General features: G+C 74.5%; 19 protein-coding genes. 12 read left to right on the top strand and 7 right to left on the bottom strand.

Features of this window, described 5'->3' with window-relative positions; genetic code table 11:
* Positions 1-5: 5 nt before the first annotated feature.
* Positions 6-755 (bottom strand): IclR family transcriptional regulator, encoded by a 750-nt coding sequence (locus tag HL189_RS17325; RefSeq protein ID WP_369134958.1) that lies wholly within the window; start codon positions 753-755, stop codon positions 6-8.
* A 67-nt stretch (positions 756-822) separates the two neighbouring features.
* Positions 823-1,026, bottom strand: a complete 204-nt coding sequence (locus HL189_RS17320) for a DUF5703 family protein (RefSeq protein ID WP_222266798.1) — start codon at positions 1,024-1,026, stop codon at positions 823-825.
* Positions 1,027-1,176: 150 nt separating this feature from the next.
* Between HL189_RS17320 and HL189_RS17315 the strand changes: the two genes are divergently transcribed.
* Positions 1,177-1,431 carry a hypothetical protein gene (locus tag HL189_RS17315; RefSeq protein ID WP_369134957.1) on the top strand — a complete coding sequence of 85 codons (255 nt, stop codon included), beginning with the start codon at positions 1,177-1,179 and terminating at the stop codon, positions 1,429-1,431.
* 346 nt (positions 1,432-1,777) lie between these two features.
* Here HL189_RS17315 and rpsD read toward each other — a convergent pair whose 3' ends face one another.
* Positions 1,778-2,380, bottom strand: a complete 603-nt coding sequence (rpsD, locus tag HL189_RS17310; protein WP_369134956.1) for a 30S ribosomal protein S4 — start codon at positions 2,378-2,380, stop codon at positions 1,778-1,780.
* Positions 2,381-2,451: 71 nt separating this feature from the next.
* Here rpsD and HL189_RS17305 point away from each other — a divergent pair, with 71 nt between their 5' ends.
* Positions 2,452-3,234 (top strand): DUF2470 domain-containing protein, encoded by a 783-nt coding sequence (locus HL189_RS17305; protein WP_369134955.1) that lies wholly within the window; start codon positions 2,452-2,454, stop codon positions 3,232-3,234.
* A gap of 36 nt (positions 3,235-3,270) precedes the next feature.
* Here the strand turns inward: HL189_RS17305 and HL189_RS17300 are convergent, their stop codons facing one another.
* The 3 genes from HL189_RS17300 to HL189_RS17290 are packed head-to-tail and all read right to left on the bottom strand — an operon-like array spanning position 3,271 to position 6,534.
* Positions 3,271-3,546 (bottom strand): GlsB/YeaQ/YmgE family stress response membrane protein, encoded by a 276-nt coding sequence (locus HL189_RS17300; RefSeq protein ID WP_369134954.1) that lies wholly within the window; start codon positions 3,544-3,546, stop codon positions 3,271-3,273.
* Positions 3,547-3,591: 45 nt separating this feature from the next.
* Complete coding sequence (locus tag HL189_RS17295) at positions 3,592-5,550, bottom strand: AAA family ATPase (RefSeq protein WP_369134953.1); 1,959 nt, start codon at positions 5,548-5,550, stop codon at positions 3,592-3,594.
* 3 nt (positions 5,551-5,553) lie between these two features.
* A complete protein-coding gene (locus HL189_RS17290) occupies positions 5,554-6,534 on the bottom strand; it encodes an aldo/keto reductase (protein WP_369134952.1) in 981 nt (326 codons plus the stop codon).
* A gap of 158 nt (positions 6,535-6,692) precedes the next feature.
* Between HL189_RS17290 and HL189_RS17285 the strand changes: the two genes are divergently transcribed.
* The 8 genes from HL189_RS17285 (at position 6,693) to HL189_RS17250 (ending at position 15,256) form a co-directional block, all read left to right on the top strand.
* Positions 6,693-7,511 (top strand): undecaprenyl-diphosphate phosphatase, encoded by an 819-nt coding sequence (locus tag HL189_RS17285; RefSeq protein ID WP_369134951.1) that lies wholly within the window; start codon positions 6,693-6,695, stop codon positions 7,509-7,511.
* 71 nt (positions 7,512-7,582) lie between these two features.
* Positions 7,583-8,284: a histidine phosphatase family protein gene (locus HL189_RS17280; RefSeq protein ID WP_369134950.1), complete on the top strand. Its 702-nt coding sequence runs from the start codon at positions 7,583-7,585 to the stop codon at positions 8,282-8,284.
* Between the two features lie 22 nt (positions 8,285-8,306).
* Positions 8,307-8,858 carry a DUF3090 family protein gene (locus HL189_RS17275; RefSeq protein WP_369134949.1) on the top strand — a complete coding sequence of 184 codons (552 nt, stop codon included), beginning with the start codon at positions 8,307-8,309 and terminating at the stop codon, positions 8,856-8,858.
* Positions 8,859-8,874: 16 nt separating this feature from the next.
* A complete protein-coding gene (locus tag HL189_RS17270) occupies positions 8,875-9,678 on the top strand; it encodes an SCO1664 family protein (protein ID WP_369134948.1) in 804 nt (267 codons plus the stop codon).
* Positions 9,679-9,730: 52 nt separating this feature from the next.
* The gene (locus HL189_RS17265) at positions 9,731-10,144 is read left to right on the top strand and encodes a VOC family protein (protein ID WP_369134947.1); all 414 of its coding nucleotides are present in this window, start codon (positions 9,731-9,733) and stop codon (positions 10,142-10,144) included.
* A gap of 19 nt (positions 10,145-10,163) precedes the next feature.
* Positions 10,164-11,438 carry a cysteine--1-D-myo-inosityl 2-amino-2-deoxy-alpha-D-glucopyranoside ligase gene (gene mshC, locus HL189_RS17260; protein ID WP_369134946.1) on the top strand — a complete coding sequence of 425 codons (1,275 nt, stop codon included), beginning with the start codon at positions 10,164-10,166 and terminating at the stop codon, positions 11,436-11,438.
* A gap of 2 nt (positions 11,439-11,440) precedes the next feature.
* Positions 11,441-12,517 carry an HD domain-containing protein gene (locus HL189_RS17255; protein ID WP_369134945.1) on the top strand — a complete coding sequence of 359 codons (1,077 nt, stop codon included), beginning with the start codon at positions 11,441-11,443 and terminating at the stop codon, positions 12,515-12,517.
* A 156-nt stretch (positions 12,518-12,673) separates the two neighbouring features.
* Positions 12,674-15,256, top strand: coding sequence for a DUF6777 domain-containing protein (locus HL189_RS17250; RefSeq protein WP_369134944.1), 2,583 nt, complete (start codon positions 12,674-12,676; stop codon positions 15,254-15,256).
* Between the two features lie 106 nt (positions 15,257-15,362).
* Here HL189_RS17250 and HL189_RS17245 read toward each other — a convergent pair whose 3' ends face one another.
* Positions 15,363-16,223 (bottom strand): PAC2 family protein, encoded by an 861-nt coding sequence (locus HL189_RS17245; RefSeq protein ID WP_369134943.1) that lies wholly within the window; start codon positions 16,221-16,223, stop codon positions 15,363-15,365.
* Positions 16,224-16,437: 214 nt separating this feature from the next.
* On the opposite strand from HL189_RS17245, the gene metH reads away from it, so the two are divergent.
* A complete protein-coding gene (gene metH, locus HL189_RS17240; RefSeq protein ID WP_369134942.1) occupies positions 16,438-20,232 on the top strand; it encodes a methionine synthase in 3,795 nt (1,264 codons plus the stop codon).
* Entirely contained in the window at positions 20,232-20,915 is a 684-nt protein-coding gene (locus tag HL189_RS17235) for an HAD family hydrolase (protein ID WP_369134941.1), read from the top strand. Before metH ends, HL189_RS17235 begins: the two co-directional genes overlap by 1 nt.
* The last annotated feature ends 1 nt before the right edge of the window (position 20,916 follow it).

Raw genomic sequence — 20,916 nt, 5'->3', positions numbered from 1 at the left:
CGGGGTCAGCCGCCGGCGAGGGCCAGGGCCCGCGCGACCCGCTGCGCCCCGGACCGCACGGTCTGCGCCGCACCCGCCCGACGGGACGTCGCCTCGGCGGTCACCACGCCGACCGCGCCGGCGATCCCGTCCGCCGGTGCCGCGGCCGCCAGGCAGCACACGCCCACGGCGTACTCGCCGTCGTCCCGGGCCACCTGGTCGGCGGTGGGGAAGCGGAGCCGGCGCCGGTCGACCACGGTGCGGGGCGTGAGGTCCACGAGCGGATGGCGGGCCAGCCAGTCCGCCCGCTCGCCGGCCGGGAGCTGGCCGAGGACCGACTTGCCGAGCGCGGTGGCGTGCGCCGCCTCGTGCAGGCCCACCCACAGGTCGATCCGCGGGGCGCGGGGGCCGTCGACGATCTCGGCGACGACGACCTCGCCGTCCTGCCACCGCGCCAGGTAGACCGGGCCGTGCAGCTCGTCGCGCAGCCACTCCAGCGCGGGGCGGGCCGAGGCGAGGCCGCGCGCGGGGGCGGCGTGCAGCCGGAGCGCGTCGATCCGGTGGCCGAGCACGTACGAGCCGTCCTCCAACCGCTGCAGCCAGCCCTCGTGGGCGCAGGTGCGCAGCAGGTGGTAGGTGGTGGCCAGCGGCAGGCCCGCGCGCCGGGCGACGGCCTTCGGCCGGGCGGGGCCGGCGGAGTCGGCGACCAGTTCCACGACGTGCAGGGCGCGCTGCACCGACTGGATCAGCGTCGGCCCACTGGGGTGTCCGCCCATGTCCGCCTCCTGCGGTCAGGGGCCGACCATGGCAGACCGGTGGTGTCCGGGGGAGGTGTCCGCGCGCTCAGATCATCGGTCGGGGGAGGTAGGACAGGCGCATCCGGCGGCGCATGATGATCTTGCGGGACCCGTCGGCGTGCAGCTGGAGACGGGCCAGCTCCCAGCCACCGGTGTCGGCCTGCATGCTCATCAGCTGGGCCGCGGCCGCGCGCGAGGTGTCGGCCGGGATGCGCAGCGGGGCGTACTCGTACTCGCCGGCAGCTGACACGCGCACGATTGTGCATGGCTCCGGCTCCCTGGTCACGTGCCCGATCGCGCGTGATCATCGCCCGGGGTGTCACGGGACCGACATCCGGGCAGGTGGGAACGGCGAGCACCGGCGGCAGGGGCCGGGCTCCCTGACGGGAAGGAGACGGCCGTGACCGAGCCGAACGCGACCGAGGCCGACCGGCAGGAGCAGGAGGAGCTCGTGACCCCGGGTGCCCCGGAGCTCGCCGACGAGGCGACCCCGCCGGGTGACGGGGTGCCGGAGGCCGACGCGATCGAGCAGCAGCTGTCCGCGGTGCCCGGCAGCTCCCGCGGCTTCCGGGGCACGACGGCGGAGGCCGACGAGTACGACGTCCTCGAGCAGCAGGCCGTCGTCCCGGTGGACGACGAGGACCTGCGCGACTGACCTGCACACGGCCGACCTGCGCGGCTACCGGGTCTGCGTCGTGATCATCGAGTGCTGCTCCTCGCGATCGTCGGCTGCGTCGCCGCGCTGACCGCCGCGGTCGGCTGGTGGGTGACCGGGCGGCCGGCCTGGTCGCCGAACCGCGCGGCACGACGACGCCTGGCTCCTGCTGCTGCTGAGCCGTCGTCGCTGGCCGGACCATGGTCACCCCCATGGGTTCCCCGGCACGCTCGTGCTCTGAGTGCACCCGGCACTCAGAGCACGAGCACCTCGCCTGGTGGGTGGGCGGTCGTGGGTTCTGGACCCGCCTGGAGCGGCTGGCCGAGGGGGCAGGGGCCGGGGCGGGTCAGCGGGAGTAGTACTCCACGACCAGCTGCTCCTCGCAGACGACCGGGACCTCGTCGCGGCGCGGTTCGCGGAGCACGCGGCAGACCAGGTCGGCGATCGAGACCTCCAGGTAGCCGGGGGCGGTGGCGTGCGCTCCGGAGGCCGCCACCTGGAACGGCGGCTTCTGCTTGCTCTTGTCGGCGATCGCGACGACGTCGCCGGGGCGCACCTTGTAGCTGGGCCGGTCGACCCGCTGCCCGTTGACGACGACGTGCTGGTGGCTGACCACCTGCCGGGCCTGGTAGATGGTGCGCGCGAAACCGGCCCGCAGCACGGTGGCGTCCAGCCGCGACTCCAGCTGGGTGATCAGCTGGTCGCCGGTCTTCCCGCCGCCGCGCTTGGCCCGGTCGAACGCCGAGCGCAGCTGCGTCTCGCTGATGTCGTACTGGGCCCGCAGCCGCTGCTTCTCCAGCAACCGGGTCTTGTAGTCGCTGGTGGTCTTCCGCTTGCGGCCGTGCTCGCCGGGCGGGAACGGGCGCCGCTCGAAGTAGCGGACGTCCTTGGGGGTGAGCGGGATGCCCAGCGCACGGCTGCGCCGGACCTTGGGGCGGGACTGGTTCACGCGGGCCTCCGAGTTCGGTTAGGCTCACCTTACCCCGACGTCGAGTCGGTCCGGCACCGGAGGAGATCGAGATGACGCGCCCTTCCCACCAGACGGCCTCCGATGCGCTGCGGCCGACGATCGCCCAGCGGGCCCGGACCGTCGCCGCCCGGCCGGGCGCCGCCGTCCGCGCCGGCGGCCTCGACGGCTGCCGGGTGCTCGCGCACGCGGTCACGGCCGACGGCGACGTCCTGCTGGTCGTGCCGACCGACGGCGAGGTGGCCGGCACGGTGCGGCACGCCCCCGACGGCGACCTGGCCGCCCTGGTGATGGTGACCGACCACGCGCCGGTGCGGCTGCGGGACCCGGTCCGCGCCCAGGTGTGGCTGTCCGGCTGGCTGACCCCGGTGGAGGCGGGGGAGGAGCGCGCGGCCGCGGTGGCGTTCGCCGAGGTGGCCCCGGTGGGCGACCTGCTCGACGTCGGCCGGGGCACCACGCTGCTGCGGATGGACCTGGCGGAGCTCGCGCTCGGGGAGGACGGCTCGGTGGCCGAGCTCACACCGGAGGCGTTCCTCGCCGCGGACCCCGACCCGCTGGTCGAGGTGGAGGCGGCGGTGCTGCAGCACATGGACGCGGAGCACCGGGCGGAGCTCGCGCTGCTGCGCAGCCGCATGCCGGCGTCGCTGCTCGGCGCGTCGGACGAGGTCCGGCCGCTGGGCCTGGACCGGTGCGGGTTCCGGCTGCGGATGGAGCAGCCGCGGGGTCACCAGGACGTGCGGGTGCCCTTCGCGTCGCCGGTGTCGGACGCCGAGCAGCTGGCGTCCGCGGTGCACCGCCTGCTGTGTGCCGCGCGCGGCGGATGCCCGGGGCACTGACCGTCGGTCAGCACCCCGGGCGGGAACGGCCGGGCGTCAGTGACGCACGGAGCGGCGACCGCCGCTCATGCCCTCGGCGATGCCGATGAGCAGGACCGCGGCGACGATCGCCACGATCGCCCCGAGGATGTTCAGCTCGCCGAAGTTGCCGGTGCCGAGCGCGCTGGCGACCAGCCCGCCGATCAGCGAGCCGACGACGCCGAGCGCCAGGGTGGCCAGGATGCTGAGGTTCTGCCGACCCGGCTTGATCAGCCGCGCGAGGGCCCCGACGATCAGGCCGAAGACGAGGAAACCGATGATGCCAGTGATCATGGAAGGCTCTGTGCCCTCAAGATCAACGGCTCAAACGCATCGTGATCAAGTCGCGACCTCCGCGAGCAGTCGCGCCAGCCGGGTGCGCCGCGGCCGCGCGTCGACCTCCCGCACCGCCCGGGCCAGCGCGGCGCCGCTGGCGTGCACGATCGACAGGTGCTTCTGCGCGCGGGTGAGCGCGGTGTAGACCAGCGGCCGGGACAGCATCCCGCCGGCCTCCGGCGGCAGGACGACGACCACCCCCGGCCACTCCGACCCCTGCGCGCGGTGCACGGTGATCGCCCAGCCGTGCCGCAGGTCCGGCAGCGCGTTCCCGGTGACCGTGACCGGCCCGGAGCTGAAGTCGACGTTCAGCGAGCCCTCGCCGGTGCCGGTGACCACGCCCACCTCGCCGTTCGCGAAACCGATCGGCTCGAGGTCCAGGTGGTTCGCGGTGGCCACCACCCGGTCGCCGACGTCGAAGCCGAACACCGTGCCGTCGCCCGGGTTCAGCTGGGCCTTGAGCGCCTTGTTCAGCTCGATGGTGCCCGCCGGGCCGCGGTGCACCGGGGTGACGACCTGCACCGCCCCCGGGTCGATCCCCAGCGCCCGGGGGATCGAGTCGGTGACCAGCTGCACCACCCGGCGGGCCGCCTCGGCGCTGCCGGTCGCCGGCACGACGACGACCTCCCGGTCGGGGGAGTCCACCTGCGGCAGCTCACCGGCGCGGACGCCGGTGGCCAGCCGGGCGATCGCGCCGCCGGCGGCCTGCCGGTGCAGCGTGGTCAGCTCGGTCACCGGCACGGCGCCGGAGTCGATCAGGTCACCGAGGACGTGCCCCGGGCCGATCGAGGGCAGCTGGGCCGGGTCGCCCACCAGCAGCAGGTGGGTGCCGTCGGGGCAGGCCTCCAGCAGGGCGGCGGCGAGCTCGACGTCCAGCATCGACGCCTCGTCCACGACGACGACGTCGGCGTCCAGCGGCCACTCCTCGTTGCGGGCGAACCCGCCGGTCATGCCCTGGGCGCCGAGCAGCCGGTGCACGGTCACCGCCGGGTGGTCGGTCAGCTCCTCCAGCCGCTTGGCCGCCCGGCCGGTCGGCGCGGCCAGCGCCACCTCCGTGCCGCGGGACTGCAGCAGCTGGACCAGCGACGCGACCGTGCGGCTCTTGCCGGTGCCCGGGCCGCCGGTAAGCAGCGAGACCCCGGCACCGAGCACGCCGGCCACGGCGGCCTGCTGCGCCGGGTCCAGCCCCTTGGACACCTTGCGCACCGACGCCGGGTCCGCGATCCGCTCGGCGGTGGCCATCAGGCGGTGCACGTTCTCCGCGACGGCCTCCTCGGCCATGCCGAAGCGGGCCAGCGAGAGGGTGCGCAGCGAGGGGTCCGGCTCGGGCAGCTCGTCGTCCGGGCCCAGCGCGTCCTCGCCGACCTCCGGCTCCGGCGGGTCGTGCTCGAGCACCTCGCCGGACTCCACCGCCGACACGATCGCCGCCGCCGGGTCGGCGATGCCCTCGGCGCGCAGCGCCGCGACCACCAGGTCGACCGGCAGCACGGTGTGCCCGTCGCGGGTCGCGGTGCGCAGCGTGAGCGCGACGATCGCCCGCCCCCGGCGGGAGTCCTGCCGGTCGGCGCCCTTCAGGACGGCGATCGCCAGCCGGTCGGTGTCGTGGAGCGCCACCCCGGTCAGGCTCAGCAGCGCCCACGGGTCGTCGCGCAGCCGGCGGGCGGCGTCCGGGCCCAGCGCGTCGGCGGCGTTGGTGGCCAGCTTCGCCTCCAGCCCGGCACCGACCAGCAGATCGACCACCTCGTAGGTGGGCTGGGCGGCCAGGAAGGAGGAGAACAGCCGCTCGGCGCGCTGCCGGCCGACGCGCGGCAGCTTGAGCAGCCGGTCGGCGGTGACGTCGTCCGGGCTGGTGATGCCGGCGGCCGGCAGCTCGGCGGCGGTGCGCTTGCCGAGACCAGGCCAGAGGCCGGCGGCGGCGAAGGCGGCGAAGACCGGGTCGCCGGTCGGCGCGGACGTGCTCATGGGTCAGTGCTCCGGGCGGTGCTCGGGATAGGAGAAGTGCGGCGCGGAGACGTCGTCCAGCGCCGTGGTGATCGCCGAGGGCAGCCGGACGCCGACGGCGTCCAGGACGGCCTGCAGCTGGTGGGCGGTGCGCGCGCCGACGATCGGCGCGACGACGCCGGGCCGGTCGCGCAGCCAGGCCAGCGCCACGCCCAGCGGTGTCGTGCCCAGGCCCTCGGCGGCGGTGATCACCGCCTCCACGACGCGGTCGGCCGCCGGCGAGCGCAGCTGGTCGATGAACCCCTGCCACGGCGGGGAGGCGCCGCGGGAGTCCGACGGGGTGCTGTGCCGGTACTTGCCGGTGAGCAGCCCGCGGCCCAGCGGTGACCACGGCAGGATGCCCAGCCCCAGCGCCTCGGCGGCCGGGGCGACCTCACGCTCGACGCCGCGCTGCAGCAGCGAGTACTCCACCTGCGTGCTGACCACCGGCGCGCGTCCCGGCCAGGCCCGCTGCCACGTGGCGGCCTGCGCGGTCTGCCAGCCGGTGTAGTTGCTGACGCCGACGTAGCGGGCCCGCCCCGAGGAGACCGCCGTGTCGCAGGCGGCGAGCGTCTCCTCCAGCGGCGTCGCGTCGTCCCACGCGTGCAGCTGCCACAGGTCCACGTGCTCGAGGCCCAGCCGCTCCAGCGAGGCGTCCAGCGCCGCCAGCAGGTGACCGCGGGAGGAGCCCCGGCCCATCGGGCCGGGCCCGGTGCGCCCGCTCGCCTTCGTGGCGACCAGCACGTCGGCCCGGGGGACGACGTCGGCGAGCAGCCCGCCCAGCACGCGCTCGCTCTCGCCCTGCGCGTAGACGTCCGCGGTGTCGATCAGCGTGCCGCCGGCGTCGACGAACGCGGTCAGCTGCATGGCGGCCTCGTCCGCGTCGGTGTCGCGGCCCCAGGTCATCGTGCCCAGGCCCAGCCGGGAGACGACCAGACCGCTGCGTCCGAGCGCCCGCTGTTCCACGACGGACCAACCTACCGTCGGGGTGTGACGTCGCCCGGGACCCGCGGCGCACCGGGAGTCGTCCCCGGGGGTCACAGCACCGGCACCTAGGGTTCCTGCGTGCAGTCGTCGACCGGACACCCCGACCGTGCCCCGGCCGAGCGGTCGGGGCGCTGACCGTGGGGTGGGTCGAAGCCGTCGTCCTCGGGCTGGTGCAGGGCCTCACGGAGTTCCTGCCGATCTCCTCCAGCGCGCACCTGCGCGTGGTCGGGCAGCTGTTCGGCTGGGAGGACCCGGGCGCCGCGTTCACCGCCATCACGCAGATCGGCACCGAGGTCGCGGTGCTCATCTACTACCGGCGGAAGATCGGCCAGATCGTCCGCACCTGGCTGCGCTCCCTGCGCGACCCGGCGCTGCGCGGCGACCCCGACGCCCGGATGGGCTGGCTGATCATCGTCGGCAGCATCCCGATCGTGGTGCTCGGGCTGCTGTTCCAGGACCGGATCGAGACCACCTTCCGCGACCTGCGCGTCATCGCCATCGCCCTCGTCGCCTTCTCGCTGATCCTGTACTGGGCCGACCGGATGGGCCGCACGGACCGGGACCTGGACCACCTCACCGTCAAGCACGGGCTGCTCTACGGGCTGGCCCAGGCGATGGCGCTCATCCCGGGTGTCTCCCGCTCGGGCGGCACGATCACGATGGGCCGGTTCCTGGGCTACTCGCGCTCCGCGGCGGCCGACTACTCCTTCCTGCTGGCCATCCCGGCGGTGCTGGGGTCCGGCTTCTTCCAGATCGCCTCGTCGCTGGACGGCGGGATCGCCTGGGGCCCGACGGCCCTGGCCACCGCGATCGCCTTCGGGGTCGGGTTCGTGGTGATCACCTGGCTGCTGCGGTACCTGGCGCACGGCAGCTTCACGCCCTTCGTCGTCTACCGCGTCGTGCTCGGCCTGGCGCTGCTCACCCTGGTCGGCTCCGGGGTGCTCGCGCCCCAGTGAGACCCTCCCGCAGGCACCTGCCGCGGGCCCGCGAGCGGTGGGGGGCGGCAAGGTCCTTCTAGGCTCCCGTCGTGACCACCGTCATCCTGCTGCGGCACGGCCGGACGACGGCCAACGCCTCGGGCGTGCTGGCCGGCTGGACCCTCGGGGTGCAGCTCGACGACGCCGGGCAGGCCCAGGCGCAGGCGGTGGCCCAGCGGCTGGCCCCGGTGCCGCTGGCGGCGGTGGTCAGCAGCCCGCTGGAGCGCTGCCGGCAGACCGCCGGGGCGGTGCTCGCCGGCCGGGACCTCGAGCTGCGGACCGACGACCGGCTCGGCGAGGCCCGGTACGGCGACTGGACCGGCCGGCCGCTGAAGCAGCTGGCCAAGGAGCCGCTCTGGAAGGTCGTGCAGCAGCACCCGTCCGCGGCGGTGTTCCCCGGGCCGGAGGGGGAGGGGCTGGCCCAGACGCAGGCCCGCGCGGTGGCCGCCGTCCGGCAGTGGAACGCGGAGCTGGGGCCGGACGCCGTGTGGCTGGCGTGCAGCCACGGCGACGTCATCAAGGCGGTGCTGGCCGACGCGTTCGGCCTGCACCTGGACCAGTTCCAGCGGATCGTCGTCGACCCCGCCTCGATCTCCGTGGTGACCTACACCGAGACCCGGCCGTTCGTGGTGCGGGTCAACGACACCGGTGGCGACGTGGCTGCGCTCATCCCGCCGAAACGGCGACGCCGGCGGCGCGCCGCGGACTCCGACGCGGTCGTGGGTGGGGGCGCGGGCGACGGCCCGGCGTGAACCGCCCGCGTAACCTGAGCTCGTGCCCCGTCAGGTCTTCCTCTTCGACCGCCCGACCCGGTTCGTCGCCGGCACGGTCGGCCAGCCCGGCGACCGCACCTTCTACCTGCAGGCCACCGACGAGGCCGGCCGCACGATCAGCGTGGCGCTGGAGAAGTCACAGGTCCAGGTGCTCGCCGACCGGATGAGCGAGCTGCTCGACGAGGTAGCCACCCGCGCCGCGGTCGTCGTCCCGCCCGAGGCCGACGTCGACGACCTGGAGCCGCTCACCGCGCCCGTGGACGAGGAGTTCCGGGTCGCCGCCATGGGACTGGCCTGGGACGGCGAGACCGACGCCGTCGTCGTCGAGGCCGTCGCCGCCTCGGACGAGCCGATCGACGAGGACGCGATCCTCTCCGACGCCGACGAGGGCCCCGACGCGCTGCGCGTGACGATCACCCCGTCCGCGGCGCGCGCGTTCGTCGCCCGGGCCCGCCGGGTGGTCGCCGCCGGGCGGCCGTCCTGCCCGCTGTGCTCGCTCCCGCTGGACCCGAGCGGCCACGTGTGCCCACGCCAGAACGGTTACCGTCGCTGAACCGGCGCACCCGCTGATGAGCGAACAGCCGAACGACCTGGACGAGGAGGACGGCGAGGTCCGCGAGCTGGACCTCGGCGCCTTCGACCACGGCGACCGCCGGGCCCCGAACGGGCCGGCGGAGGCCGCGACCCTGCTCCGCGACGGCGAGCTGGACCTCGAGGGCCGGCTGCTGGACGCCAGCAACGTCACCCTCATCGGCGCGATCCGCACCGACACCCTCGCCGCCGAGTGCGTGTACAAGCCGGTGGCGGGGGAGCGGCCGCTCTGGGACTTCCCCGACGGCACCCTCGCCGGGCGGGAGATCGGCGCCTACCTGGTGTCGGAGGCGACCGGCTGGTCGATCGTGCCGCCCACCGTGCTGCGGGACGGCCCGTTCGGCAGCGGCATGGTGCAGCTGTGGATGGACGGCGACCCGAGCGTCGACCTGCCGCACTTCGTCCGCCGGGACCTGCCGCAGCTGCGCCGCATCGCGGTGTTCGACGCGGTGGTCAACAACGCCGACCGCAAGGGCAGCCACCTGATCCCGATGCGCGACGGCCACGTCCACGGGGTGGACCACGGCATCTGCTTCTCCCCCGAGCCCAAGCTGCGCACCCTGCTGTGGCGCTGGGCCGGCCAGCCGCTGCCGGCCGAGGCGCTCACCGTGCTCGAGCGGCTCACCGACGACCTGCTCGGGGACCTGGGGGAGCAGCTGCACGAGCACCTCACCCGGCGCGAGGTCCGGCGGACCCAGCAGCGGGTGGCCGAGCTGCTGCGCACCGGGGTGCACCCGCAGCCGAGCGGTGACTGGCCCGCCCTGCCCTGGCCGCCGTTCTGAGCTGCCGCGGTCCGGCCACGGCCCTGGCGTCGACCTGATCCACGATGGGGCGGTGCCGCACCGCAGCCGCCTGGCGATCCTGCTGCTCGACCTCCCGCCGGAGCACCACACCGCCGGCCGCGCCTTCTGGTCCGCGGCGACCGGGCTCCCGACCGAGCCCGACGACACCGACGAGGACTGGTCCTCGCTCGGCTCCCTCGCCGACGGCTTCCACCTCGAGGTGCAGCGCACCGGCGCGGGCACACCGCCCCGGTGGCACGTCGACGTCGAGACCGACGACATCCCGGCCGAGGTCGCCCGGCTGGAGGCGCTGGGCGCTCGGCGGCTGGCCGACATGGGCTGCTTCTGGCAGATGACCGACCCGGCCGGGTTGGTCTTCTGCGTCGTCGGCGTCCAGACCGGGGAGGACTTCGAGCGGCACGCCACGACGTGGCCGGACCCGGGCGGCGTGCCGTCCGGTCGGTGACCGGTCTTAGGCTCGGGACGTGCACTCCTGGCCCGCTCCGCTCCTGCCGACCCTGCCCGGGTCCGGCTCCGCGCTACGGCTGCACGACACCGCGCGCGGTGAGGTCGTCGAGACGCAGCCGGGCCGCACCGCCCGGATGTACGTCTGCGGCATCACCCCCTACGACGCCACCCACCTCGGCCACGCCGCCACCTACCTGGCGTTCGACCTGGTCAACCGGGTGTGGCGGGACGGTCGGCACGCGGTGCACTACGTCCAGAACGTCACCGACGTCGACGACCCGCTGTTCGAGCGGGCCGACCGCGACGGCGAGGACTGGATCGTGCTCGGCATGCGGGAGACCGCGCTCTTCCGCGAGGACATGACCGCCCTGCGCGTGCTGCCCCCGGAGGACTACGTGGGCGCGGTCGAGGCCATCCCGAGGATCGTGGGCCACGTCGAGGCGCTCTGGGACGCCGGCCTGGCCTACCAGCTGGACGACGGCACCGGTGACCTCTACCACGACGTCTCCCAGGCGCCGGGCTTCGGCGGCCAGTCCGGCTACGACGAGGGGACGATGCTCAGGCTGTCCGCCGAGCGCGGCGGCGACCCCGACCGCCCGGGCAAGCGGCACCGCCTCGACCCGCTGCTGTGGCGCGGCTCCCGGGACGGCGAGCCCTCGTGGCCCGGCCCGCGCGGGGTCGAGGGCCGCCCCGGTTGGCACATCGAGTGCGCCTCCATCGCGCTGGACACCATCGGCATGGGGTTCGACGTGCAGGGCGGCGGCAGCGACCTGGTGTTCCCGCACCACGAGTACTCCGCCGTCCACGGCGAGGGGCTGACCGGCAGCAAGCCCTTCGCCCGCGCCTACGTGCACGCCGCGATGATCGGCCTGGACGGCGAGAAGATGAGCAAGAGCCGCGGCAACCTGGTCTTCGTCTCCCGGCTGCGCGGCGAGGGCATCGACCCGATGGCCATCCGGCTGGCCCTGCTCTCCGGGCACTACCGCACCGACCGCGCCTGGACCCCCGACCTGCTCGCGGCCGCCGAGCAGCGGCTGGCCACCTGGCGGCGAGCGGTCGAGCTGCCGGTCGGCCCGCCGGCCGGGCCGGTCCTCACCGGGGTCCGGCAACGGCTGTCCGACGACCTCGACTCGCCGGGGGCGATCGCGCTGGTCGACGCGTGGGCCGCGGCCGCGGTCGCGGAGGCGGAGGCCGGCGGCGTCCCGGCGGCCATCGCCGGCGACGACTGGGACGAGCAGTCGCCCGCCGTCGTCCGCGACATCGTCGACGCGCTGCTCGGCATCGCGCTCTGACCATGGCGCGGCACGAGAGCCCCGACGGGGCACGGCGGGCCTTCCTCCGGGTCGACCGGACGGCCCGGGAGGCCGCCGAGGAGCTCCAGGCCGCCGCCGCGGCCCGGTCCCGCGCGACCCGGGGCCGGGCGCGACCGGAGCCCGAGGACCCGCTGCGCACCTGCTGGGAGCTGGACCGGGACCGGATCCTGCACGCCAAGGCCTTCCGCCGGCTCAAGCACAAGACGCAGGTCTTCCTGCACCCGGACGGCGACCACTTCGTCACCCGGCTCACGCACACCCTGCAGGTCACCCAGGTCGCCCGGTCGCTGGCCCGCGCGCTGGGGCTGCACGAGACCCTCGCCGAGGCGATCGCGCTCGGCCACGACGTCGGGCACTCGCCGTTCGGCCACATCGGGGAGGACGCGCTCGACCCGTACGTGCCCGGCGGCTGGCACCACGCCGCGCAGGGTGTGCGGATCGTCGAGGTGCTGGAGGACCTCAACCTGACCTGGGAGGTCCGCGACGGCATCCGGGCGCACAGCTGGAAGATCACCCCGCCGCCGGCCACCCGGGAGGCGGAGTGCGTCCGGTTCGCCGACCGGATCGGCTACCTGTCCCACGACGCCCTCGACGCCGTCCGAGCCGGGGTGCTGCGGCCCGGTGACCTCCCCGCCCGCGCCCTGGCGACCTTCGGGCCGCCCGGGGGCCCCATGGTGGGCGCGATGATCGACGCCGTCGTCGACGGCACGCTCGCGGCGGACGCCGCCGGCGCGGAGCCCGCCCTCCGGATGGACCCCGTGGCGCTCGATGCCATGCACGAGCTGCGCGACTTCATGTTCGCGCGGGTGTACGAGTCCGACGTCGCCGCCGGGCAGAAGCACGTGGCGATCGACGTCATCCGACGGCTGGTCGACCACCACCTGGCCCATCCGGAGCTGATCCCGGCCAGCTACCGCGACACCGAGGCCGACCTGGTCACCCAGGTCGTCGACCACGTCACCGGGATGACCGACCGGTTCGCGCTGGCCACGCACGACCGGCTGTTCGACGACAGCGCGACGCTGCGCATGCGCCCGCTGCTGGGCACCCCGCTCTGAGCGGACCGAGCCGGCCGCCGGCCCGGTCGGCGGGGCCACCAAGGTGGTGCCGGACGACACCTCGTGAGGTCGACGCCCACCCCTGCGGTGGCTGCCGCGGCGGCGCCCGGTCGCCGACCCTGATCGGGACGGTTCCCCCGACACGCAGGCGAGGCCATGACCACTCAGCCCCCAGGCAGCGAGATCGCCGGCTACCGCATCGAGTCCCTCATCGGCCGCGGTGGCATGGCGATCGTCTACCGCGCCGAGGACCTGCGGCTGGACCGCAAGGTCGCGGTGAAGTTGCTCAGCCCCCAGCTGGCGGACAACGAGCAGTTCCGGCAGCGCTTCGTCATGGAGTCCCGGCTGGCCGCATCGCTGGACCACCCGAACATCGTGCCGATCTACGAGGCGGGCGAGTCCGGCGGGCAGCTGTTCATCGCGATGCGCTACGTCGTGGGCAGCGACCTGAAGGCGCTGCTCACCGAGGTCGGCCCGCTGACCCCGGACCGGACGCTGCAGATCCTCGCCCAGGTCGCCGACGCCCTGGACACCGCCCACGGGGCCGGGCTGGTGCACCGCGACGTCAAGCCGGGGAACATCCTCGTGGCCGCCGGCTCGGACCGTCCCGGGCAGGTCCGCGGCGACCACGTCTACCTCACCGACTTCGGCCTGACCAAGCGCACCGCGGGGTTGTCGAGTGGGCTGACCGGCACCGGCCACTTCCTCGGCACCGCCGACTACGTCTCACCCGAGCAGATCCAGGGCCGGCCCGTCGGCCCCGCCACCGACATCTACGCGCTGGGCTGCGTGGCCTACGAGTGCCTGACCGGGCAGCTGCCCTTCCGCCGGGAAGAGGACGCCGCGCTGCTGTGGGCGCACCTGGTCGAGCCCCCGCCGCCGGTCACGGCGGCCCGTCCCGGGATCCCCGCGGCCGTCAACGCCGTGGTGGCCCGGGCCATGGCCAAGGAGCCCGCGGACCGGTACGGGTCCTGCGAGGAGTTCGTGGACGAGCTCGAGCGGGCCCTCCGCACGACCGCGACCGGCCCGGTCGTCCCGGCGTCGGCGGAGGTCCGGCACGAGACCGCCCCGGTGGCGGAGCCCGGCACCGTCGTGGAGGACAGCGAGTCCGCTCAGGACGACGACGTCCGGGCCGCCGCCCCGGAACCGGTGGTGGCTCCGGCGCTCCCCGCGGTCCCGGCGGGCCTGCCCCGGATGGTGCCTGCTGCCGATGCGCCGCCCACGGCGTCGGCCGCGGCTCGGCGGCCGGGGGTCCGCCAGCGGGGCCTCCGCGTCGCGAAGGTCGCCCTCGTCGGCCTGCTCACGCTCGCTCTGGGCGCCGGTGCGGCCGGGGCGGACGTGCCCGAGTCGGCCGCGGCCGTCGTGGCCGAGCCGGCGGACGCTCCCGGCGAGGACCCGTTCATCGCGTCGTCGTCGGCCGGGGACGGCCCGTCGGACGGCGGAGAGCCGACCGTCACCGAGGGTCTGACCGGGTCCTCCGTCGCCACCGTACCGGTGGCCGGTGACGCCCCCGGTCTCTACGGCGGCACGGGTGCCGAGGCCTGCGACGTCGCCCTCATGGCCGACTTCTTCGACACGCACCCGGACCAGGCGGACGCCTGGGCCGGTGCGCAGGGCATCGGGGCCGGCGAGATCGGTGACTTCCTGGAGTCGCTGACCCCGGTGGTCCTCCGCACCGACACCGCCGTCACCAACCACGGCTTCCGGAACGGGAGCGCGCACGCCTACCAGGCGGTGCTGCAGGCCGGGAGCGCGGTGCTGGTCGACGAGCAGGGGGTACCCCGCGTGCGGTGCTCGTGCGGCAACCCGCTGCTCCCATCCGCGGACCTCGAGGCCGTCGAGTACACCGGCGAGCCGTGGCCGGGGCTGCAGGACCGGCCGGTGACCGTGATCCGGCCCGCCGAGACCACGATCGAGCACTTCATCGTCGTCGTGCAGCAGGAGACGACCGTGGTCGTCGAGCGGCCGCCGGGCACGGCCGGGGAGGAGGACCGACCGGCCGCCCCCGAGGTCGTCGAGGAGGCCCTGGCGTTCCCGACGGCGGACCCGACGACCGCTGGGCCGGGCGGTGACCAGCCTGCCGAGGAGTCGGCGTCCTCGTCGACGCGGCAGGGCCAGGAGGGGAGCGGGGACTCCGAGCAGGGTGCGGTCACCGACCCCGGGACGGGCACGGACCCCGGGACGGACGGGGGCACGGGCACCGAGCAGGGTGCGGGCCGCGACCTGGGCGCGGGCACCGACCCGGGCGCCGAGCTCGGCACCGACCTCGGGACGGGCTCGGACCCGGGCACGGACCCTGGCACGGACCCGGGCACGGACCCTGGCACGGACCCCGGCACGGACCCCGGCACGGACCCCGGCACGGGCACCGACCCCGGCACGGACCCCGGCACGGGCACCGACCCCGGCACGGACCCCGGCACGGACCCCGGCACGGACCCCGGCACGGACCCCGGCACGGGCCCCGGCACGGACCCCGGCACGGACCCCGGCACGGACCCCGGCACGGACCCCGGCACGGACCCCGGCACGGACCCCGGCACGGACCCCGGCACGGACCCCGGCACGGACCCCGGCACGGACCCCGGCACGGGCACCGACCCCGGCACCGACCCGGGCACGGGCACCGACCCCGGCACCGACCCGGGCACCGACCCGGGTTCTGGGGGCGGCGCCGACTCCGGAACCGACGGTGGAGCCCCGCCGGAGGCACCGCCCGCCCCGGCCGAGACCCCGTGACATCCGACCGTCCCCGAGACGACGCTGCCCGGTCCACCCCTCAGGGGGCGGGCCGGGCAGCGGTCTCGCAGGAGCAGTTCAGGTCGCGCCTGTGGAGGCGGTCGGTTCAGGTGGTGCCGCCGCGGCGGCGCAAGTACCTCTCGAACTCGCGGGCGATCTGGTCGCCGTTGGCCTGGGACAGGTCGCTCGCGGTCTGCCGCTCCTCGAGGGAGCGCACGTACTCGACGACCTCGTCGTCCTCCTGGGCCATCTCCGAGACCGTCTTCACCCACTCCGCGGCCTGCTCCGGCAGGGCGCCCAGTGGCACGGCGAGCTCCAGGACCTCCTCCACGCGCTGCAGCAGGGCGACGGTGGCCTGCGGCGACGGCGGCTGGGAGACGTAGTGCGGTACGGCGGCCCAAAAGCTGAGTGAGGGCAGCCCGGCCTGCACGCAGGCGTCCTGGAACACGCCGAGGATCCCGGTCGGACCCTCGTACCGGGACGTCTCCAGGCCCCACTGCCGCGCGGAGTCGGTGTCGTACGCCGAGCCGGTGACCGGCGTGGGCCGGGTGTGCGGGGTGTCGGCGAGCAACGCGCCCAGCCCGATCACGGTGTGCGCGCCCAGCTCCTGGCACAGCTCGATGAGCTCCTCGCAGAAGCTGCGCCACCGCATGTTCGGCTCGATGCCGCGGATGAGGACGACGTGCCGTTCGGTGCCCGGCGGCTGGGCCACGGAGACGCGGGTGGTCGGCCACTCGATCCGCCGGCTCACCCCGTCGACCAGGGAGACGGTGGGCCGGTTGACCTGGAAGTCGTAGTAGTCCTCGGGGTCGAGCGCGGCCAGCGGGGTGGCGTCCCAGATGAGCTCCAGGTGCTCGACGGCGCCGGTGGCGGCGTCCCCGGCGTCGTTCCACCCCTCGAACGCCACGACCACCACCGGGTCGTGCAGCGGGGGCAGCTCGTCTGCGGAGGACTGGGGATCGATCACCCTTCGAGCCTACGTCGATCCGCGCGCCCGGCTCCGTCCACGAGCGGCTCGTCCCCTGGACGGGTGCCCCACGGGGGCGTTCCCCTCCCGGGCGGAAGTGAGACCATGGGGAGGCTGTTCGTGGACGACGAGGCGCTGAGGCCCGTCGGAACTGCCAGAGCCCTGGCGCCGGACGCTCCCGTGACCGTGCCCGACCGAGCTCCCGAGGTCTCCCTTGTCCGACTCCCCAGATCTGCGCCCCGACGCCACGGCGACGCTGACGGACCTGCTCCGCCGCCGGATCCTGGTGCTCGACGGCGCGATGGGCACGGCCATCCAGCGGAACCGCCCCGACGAGGCCGGCTACCGCGGGGAACGGTTCGCCGAATGGCCCAGCGACGTGCAGGGCAACAACGACCTGCTCAGCATCACCCAGCCGGAGCTCGTCGCCGGCATCCACCGCGAGTACCTCGAGGCCGGCGCGGACCTCATCGAGACCAACACGTTCAACGCCACCCGCATCTCCCTGGCCGACTACGGCATGCAGGAGCTCGCCTACGAGATCAACGTCGCCTCGGCCCGGCTCGCCCGCCGGGAGTGCGACGCGGTGAGCACCCCGGAGCGGCCCCGCTGGGTGGTGGGCGCGATCGGCCCGACCAGCCGGACGGCGTCCATCTCGCCGGACGTGAACGACCCCGGGGCGCGCAACGTCTCCTTCGACGAGCTCGTCGAGGCCTACCTCGAGCAGGCCGACGGGCTCGTCGACGGCGGAGCCGACGCGCTCCTCGTCGAGACGATCTTCGACACCCTCAATGCCAAGGCGGCCGTCTTCGCCCTGGAGACGCTGTTCGAGCAGCGCGACCGCCGCTGGCCGGTGCTGATCTCCGGCACCATCACCGACGCCTCCGGCCGGACCCTCTCCGGCCAGGTCACCGAGGCCTTCTGGTACTCGGTACGGCACGTCCGGCCGCTGCTGGTGGGGTTGAACTGCGCGCTCGGCGCGAAGGACATGCGGCCCTACATCGCCGAGCTGTCCCGGATCGCCGACACCTTCGTGTCCTGCTACCCGAACGCCGGGCTGCCCAACGCCTTCGGCGAGTACGACGAGTCGCCCGAGGAGACCGCGGCCGTGCTCGGCGAGTTCGCCGACGACGGGTTCGTCAACCTGGTCGGCGGCTGCTGCGGCACCACTCCCGCGCACATCGCGGCGATCGCCGGGGCGGTCGAGGGGACGGCGCCCCGCACGCCGCCCACGGCGCGCCCGGCGCTGCGGCTGTCCGGCCTCGAGCCGCTCACCGTCGACGAGGACTCGCTGTTCGTCAACGTCGGCGAGCGCACGAACATCACCGGGTCGGCGCGCTTCCGGAAGCTGATCAAGGCGGGGGACTACGGCACCGCCCTCGCCGTCGCCCGCCAGCAGGTCGAGGCCGGCGCGCAGGTGATCGACGTCAACATGGACGAGGGCATGATCGACGGCGTCGCGGCGATGGACCGCTTCCTGAAGCTGGTGGCGTCCGAACCCGACATCTGCCGGGTGCCCACCATGATCGACTCCTCCAAGTGGGAGGTCATCGAGGCCGGGCTGAAGTGCGTCCAGGGCAAGGCGATCGTCAACTCCATCTCGCTGAAGAACGGTGAGGAGGAGTTCGTCCGGGAGGCCCGGCTGTGCCGCAAGTACGGCGCCGCGGTCGTGGTCATGGCCTTCGACGAGAACGGCCAGGCCGACAGCCTCGAGCGGCGCCGGCAGATCTGCCGCCGCGCCTACGACGTGCTGACCCAGCAGGTCGGGTTCCCGGCCGAGGACATCATCTTCGACCCGAACGTCTTCGCGGTGGCCACCGGCATCGAGGAGCACGCCCGTTACGGGCTGGACTACATCGAGGCGACCCGCTGGATCAAGGAGAACCTGCCCGGCGCGCTGGTCTCCGGCGGCGTCTCCAACGTCTCGTTCTCGTTCCGCGGCAACAACCGGGTGCGCGAGGCCATCCACGCGGTTTTCCTGTTCCACGCTATCGCGGCCGGCATGGACATGGGCATCGTCAACGCCGGCGCCCTCGAGGTCTACGACGAGGTGCCGGCCGAGCTGCGGGAACGCATCGAGGACGTCGTCCTGGACCGGCGCCCGGACAGCACCGAGCGCCTCCTGGAGATTGCCGGGGACTACGCCGCCGGTGAGGCCGCCGTCGAGCCGGCCGCCGAGGAGTGGCGGGCCCTCCCGGTCGCCGAGCGGATCACACATGCCCTGGTGAAGGGCATCGACGGGTTCGTCGAGGCCGACACCGAGGAGCTGCGCCTGGAGATCGCCGCCCGCGGTGGCCGCCCGATCGAGGTGATCGAGGGCCCGCTGATGGCCGGGATGAACGTCGTCGGGGACCTGTTCGGCGCGGGCAAGATGTTCCTGCCGCAGGTGGTCAAGTCCGCGCGGGTGATGAAGAAGGCGGTCGCGCACCTGGTCCCGTACATCGAGGCGGAGCGGCAGCCGGGCGACGTCGAGCGCAGCAACGGCACGGTCGTGATGGCCACGGTGAAGGGCGACGTCCACGACATCGGGAAGAACATCGTCGGCGTCGTCCTGCAGTGCAACAACTACGACGTCGTCGACCTCGGCGTGATGGTGCCCGGGCAGAAGGTGCTCGACGCCGCCAAGGAGCACGGCGCGGACATCGTCGGCCTGTCCGGGCTGATCACGCCGTCGCTGGACGAGATGGTGCAGCTGGCCGGGGAGATGGAGCGGCAGGGCTTCGAGATCCCGCTGCTGATCGGTGGGGCGACCACCTCGCGGGCGCACACCGCGGTCAAGGTCGCGCAGCAGTACCACGGCCCGGTGGTCTGGGTGAAGGACGCCTCCCGCTCGGTGCCGGTGGTGGCGGCGTTGCTGTCGGACGAGCAGCGGCCCGCTCTGCTGGCCGAGGTGGAGGCGGACTACGCGGCGCTGCGGGCGCGGCACGCCGCCCGGCAGGACACCCGCACGCTGCTGCCGCTGGCCGCCGCCCGGGCCGCCGCGCCACCGATCGACTGGACCGGGTACCACCCGCCGCGGCCGCGGATGCTGCTCCAGCAGACCAAGGACGTCTGCACCGGACCGGACTGCGACCACACGCACGGCAAGGCCACCCAGTTCGTCCGGACCTTCGCGGACTACCCGCTGGAGGAGCTGCGCGGGTACATCGACTGGCAGCCGTTCTTCAACGCCTGGGAGATCCGCGGCCGGTTCCCCGACGTCCTCAACAACCCGACGACCGGGGAGGCCGCCCGCCGGCTGTACGAGGACGCCCAAGCGATGCTCGACCGGATCGTCGAGGAGCGGTGGCTGCGCGCCAGCGGGGTGTTCGGGTTGTTCCCGGCCAACCGGGTGGACGGCGAGGACATCGAGGTCTACACCGACGAGTCCCGCACCGCGGTGCGGGCCACCCTGCACCAGCTCCGCCAGCAGACCGAGGGGCGGGACGGCGCGCCCCGCACGTCGCTGGCCGACTTCGTCGCCCCGAAGGACACCGGTCTGCGCGACCACGTCGGCGCGTTCGCGGTGACCGCCGGCCTGGGGTCGGCGGAGAAGGTCGCCGAGTTCAAGAAGGCGAACGACGACTACAGCGCCATCCTGCTCGAGTCGCTGGCCGACCGGCTCGCCGAGGCGTTCGCCGAGCGGCTGCACGAGCGGGTGCGCAGGGAGTTCTGGGGCTACGCGCCCGACGAGGCGCTGGACAGCGACGGCCTGATCGCGGAGCGGTACAAGGGCATCCGTCCGGCGCCGGGGTACCCGGCGTGCCCGGAGCACACCGAGAAGCGGACCATCTGGGAGCTGCTCGACGTCGAGGCGGCCACCGGCATCCAGCTCACCGACAGCATGGCGATGTGGCCGGGGGCGGCGGTCAGCGGCCTGTACTTCTCCCATCCCCAGTCGCGGTACTTCGTGCTCGGCCGGGTCGGCCAGGACCAGGTGGAGGACTACGCCCGGCGCAAGGGCTGGTCGGTGGGCGAGGCGGAGCGCTGGCTCTCGCCGAACCTCGGCTACCGGACGGTGGACGAATGATGAGCTCGGTGCAGTCCCTGGAAGCGGTGCTGTTCGACATGGACGGCACGCTGGTCGAGACCGAGCACTACTGGGACCGCTCGTTGGAGCTGCTCGCCGGGGAGCTGGGCGGCCGGATGTCCGCCGAGGTCCGGCCGGCGATGGTGGGCGTCGCGGTGCCGGTGTCGCTGCAGCTGCTGTACGCCGACCTCGGGGTCACCCGGACCGCGGAGGAACAGCTCCGGGACGACGCGTTCCTCTACGAGACCACCGGCCGGCAGGTCGAGGAGGGCGTGCAGGGCCGCCCTGGAGCGCTGGAGCTGCTGTCCGCCGTCCGGGCCGCCGGGCTGCGGACCGCACTGGTGACCTCCACCCACCGCCGGCTCGCCGACCGGGTGCTGGCACAGGTCGGGCCCGGGCTGTTCGACGTCACCGTGTGCGGCGACGAGGTGCCGGCGACCAAGCCGGACCCGTCGCCCTACCTGCAGGCGATGGCCGCGCTGGGCGTCGCACCCGGGTCGTGCCTGGTCATCGAGGACTCGCTGACCGGGGTCGCCTCGGGTCTGGCCGCGGGCGCCACCGTGCTCGGGGTGCCGACGTTGCAGTCACTGGAACCACAAGACGGCCTGGTGGTCCGGTCCACCCTCGCCGGGCTGTCCGTCACCGACCTGCAGGCGCTGCTGGACGACCGCGTCGCCGCCTGAG

This window comes from Modestobacter sp. I12A-02662 (genome assembly GCF_041028325.1).
In the GTDB taxonomy this organism is placed as follows: Bacteria; Actinomycetota; Actinomycetes; order Mycobacteriales; family Geodermatophilaceae; genus Modestobacter.
This window is presented reverse-complemented; position numbering and strand designations above follow the sequence as displayed.

Coding starts and splice junctions, on each gene's coding strand:
- HL189_RS17325 (WP_369134958.1), bottom strand. CDS start 755: ATGGGCGGACACCCCAGTGGGCCGACGCTGATCCAGTCGGTGCAGCGC.
- HL189_RS17305 (WP_369134955.1), top strand. CDS start 2,452: ATGACGCGCCCTTCCCACCAGACGGCCTCCGATGCGCTGCGGCCGACG.
- HL189_RS17300 (WP_369134954.1), bottom strand. CDS start 3,546: ATGATCACTGGCATCATCGGTTTCCTCGTCTTCGGCCTGATCGTCGGG.
- HL189_RS17295 (WP_369134953.1), bottom strand. CDS start 5,550: ATGAGCACGTCCGCGCCGACCGGCGACCCGGTCTTCGCCGCCTTCGCC.
- HL189_RS17270 (WP_369134948.1), top strand. CDS start 8,875: ATGAGCGAACAGCCGAACGACCTGGACGAGGAGGACGGCGAGGTCCGC.
- HL189_RS17255 (WP_369134945.1), top strand. CDS start 11,441: ATGGCGCGGCACGAGAGCCCCGACGGGGCACGGCGGGCCTTCCTCCGG.
- HL189_RS17250 (WP_369134944.1), top strand. CDS start 12,674: ATGACCACTCAGCCCCCAGGCAGCGAGATCGCCGGCTACCGCATCGAG.
- HL189_RS17235 (WP_369134941.1), top strand. CDS start 20,232: ATGAGCTCGGTGCAGTCCCTGGAAGCGGTGCTGTTCGACATGGACGGC.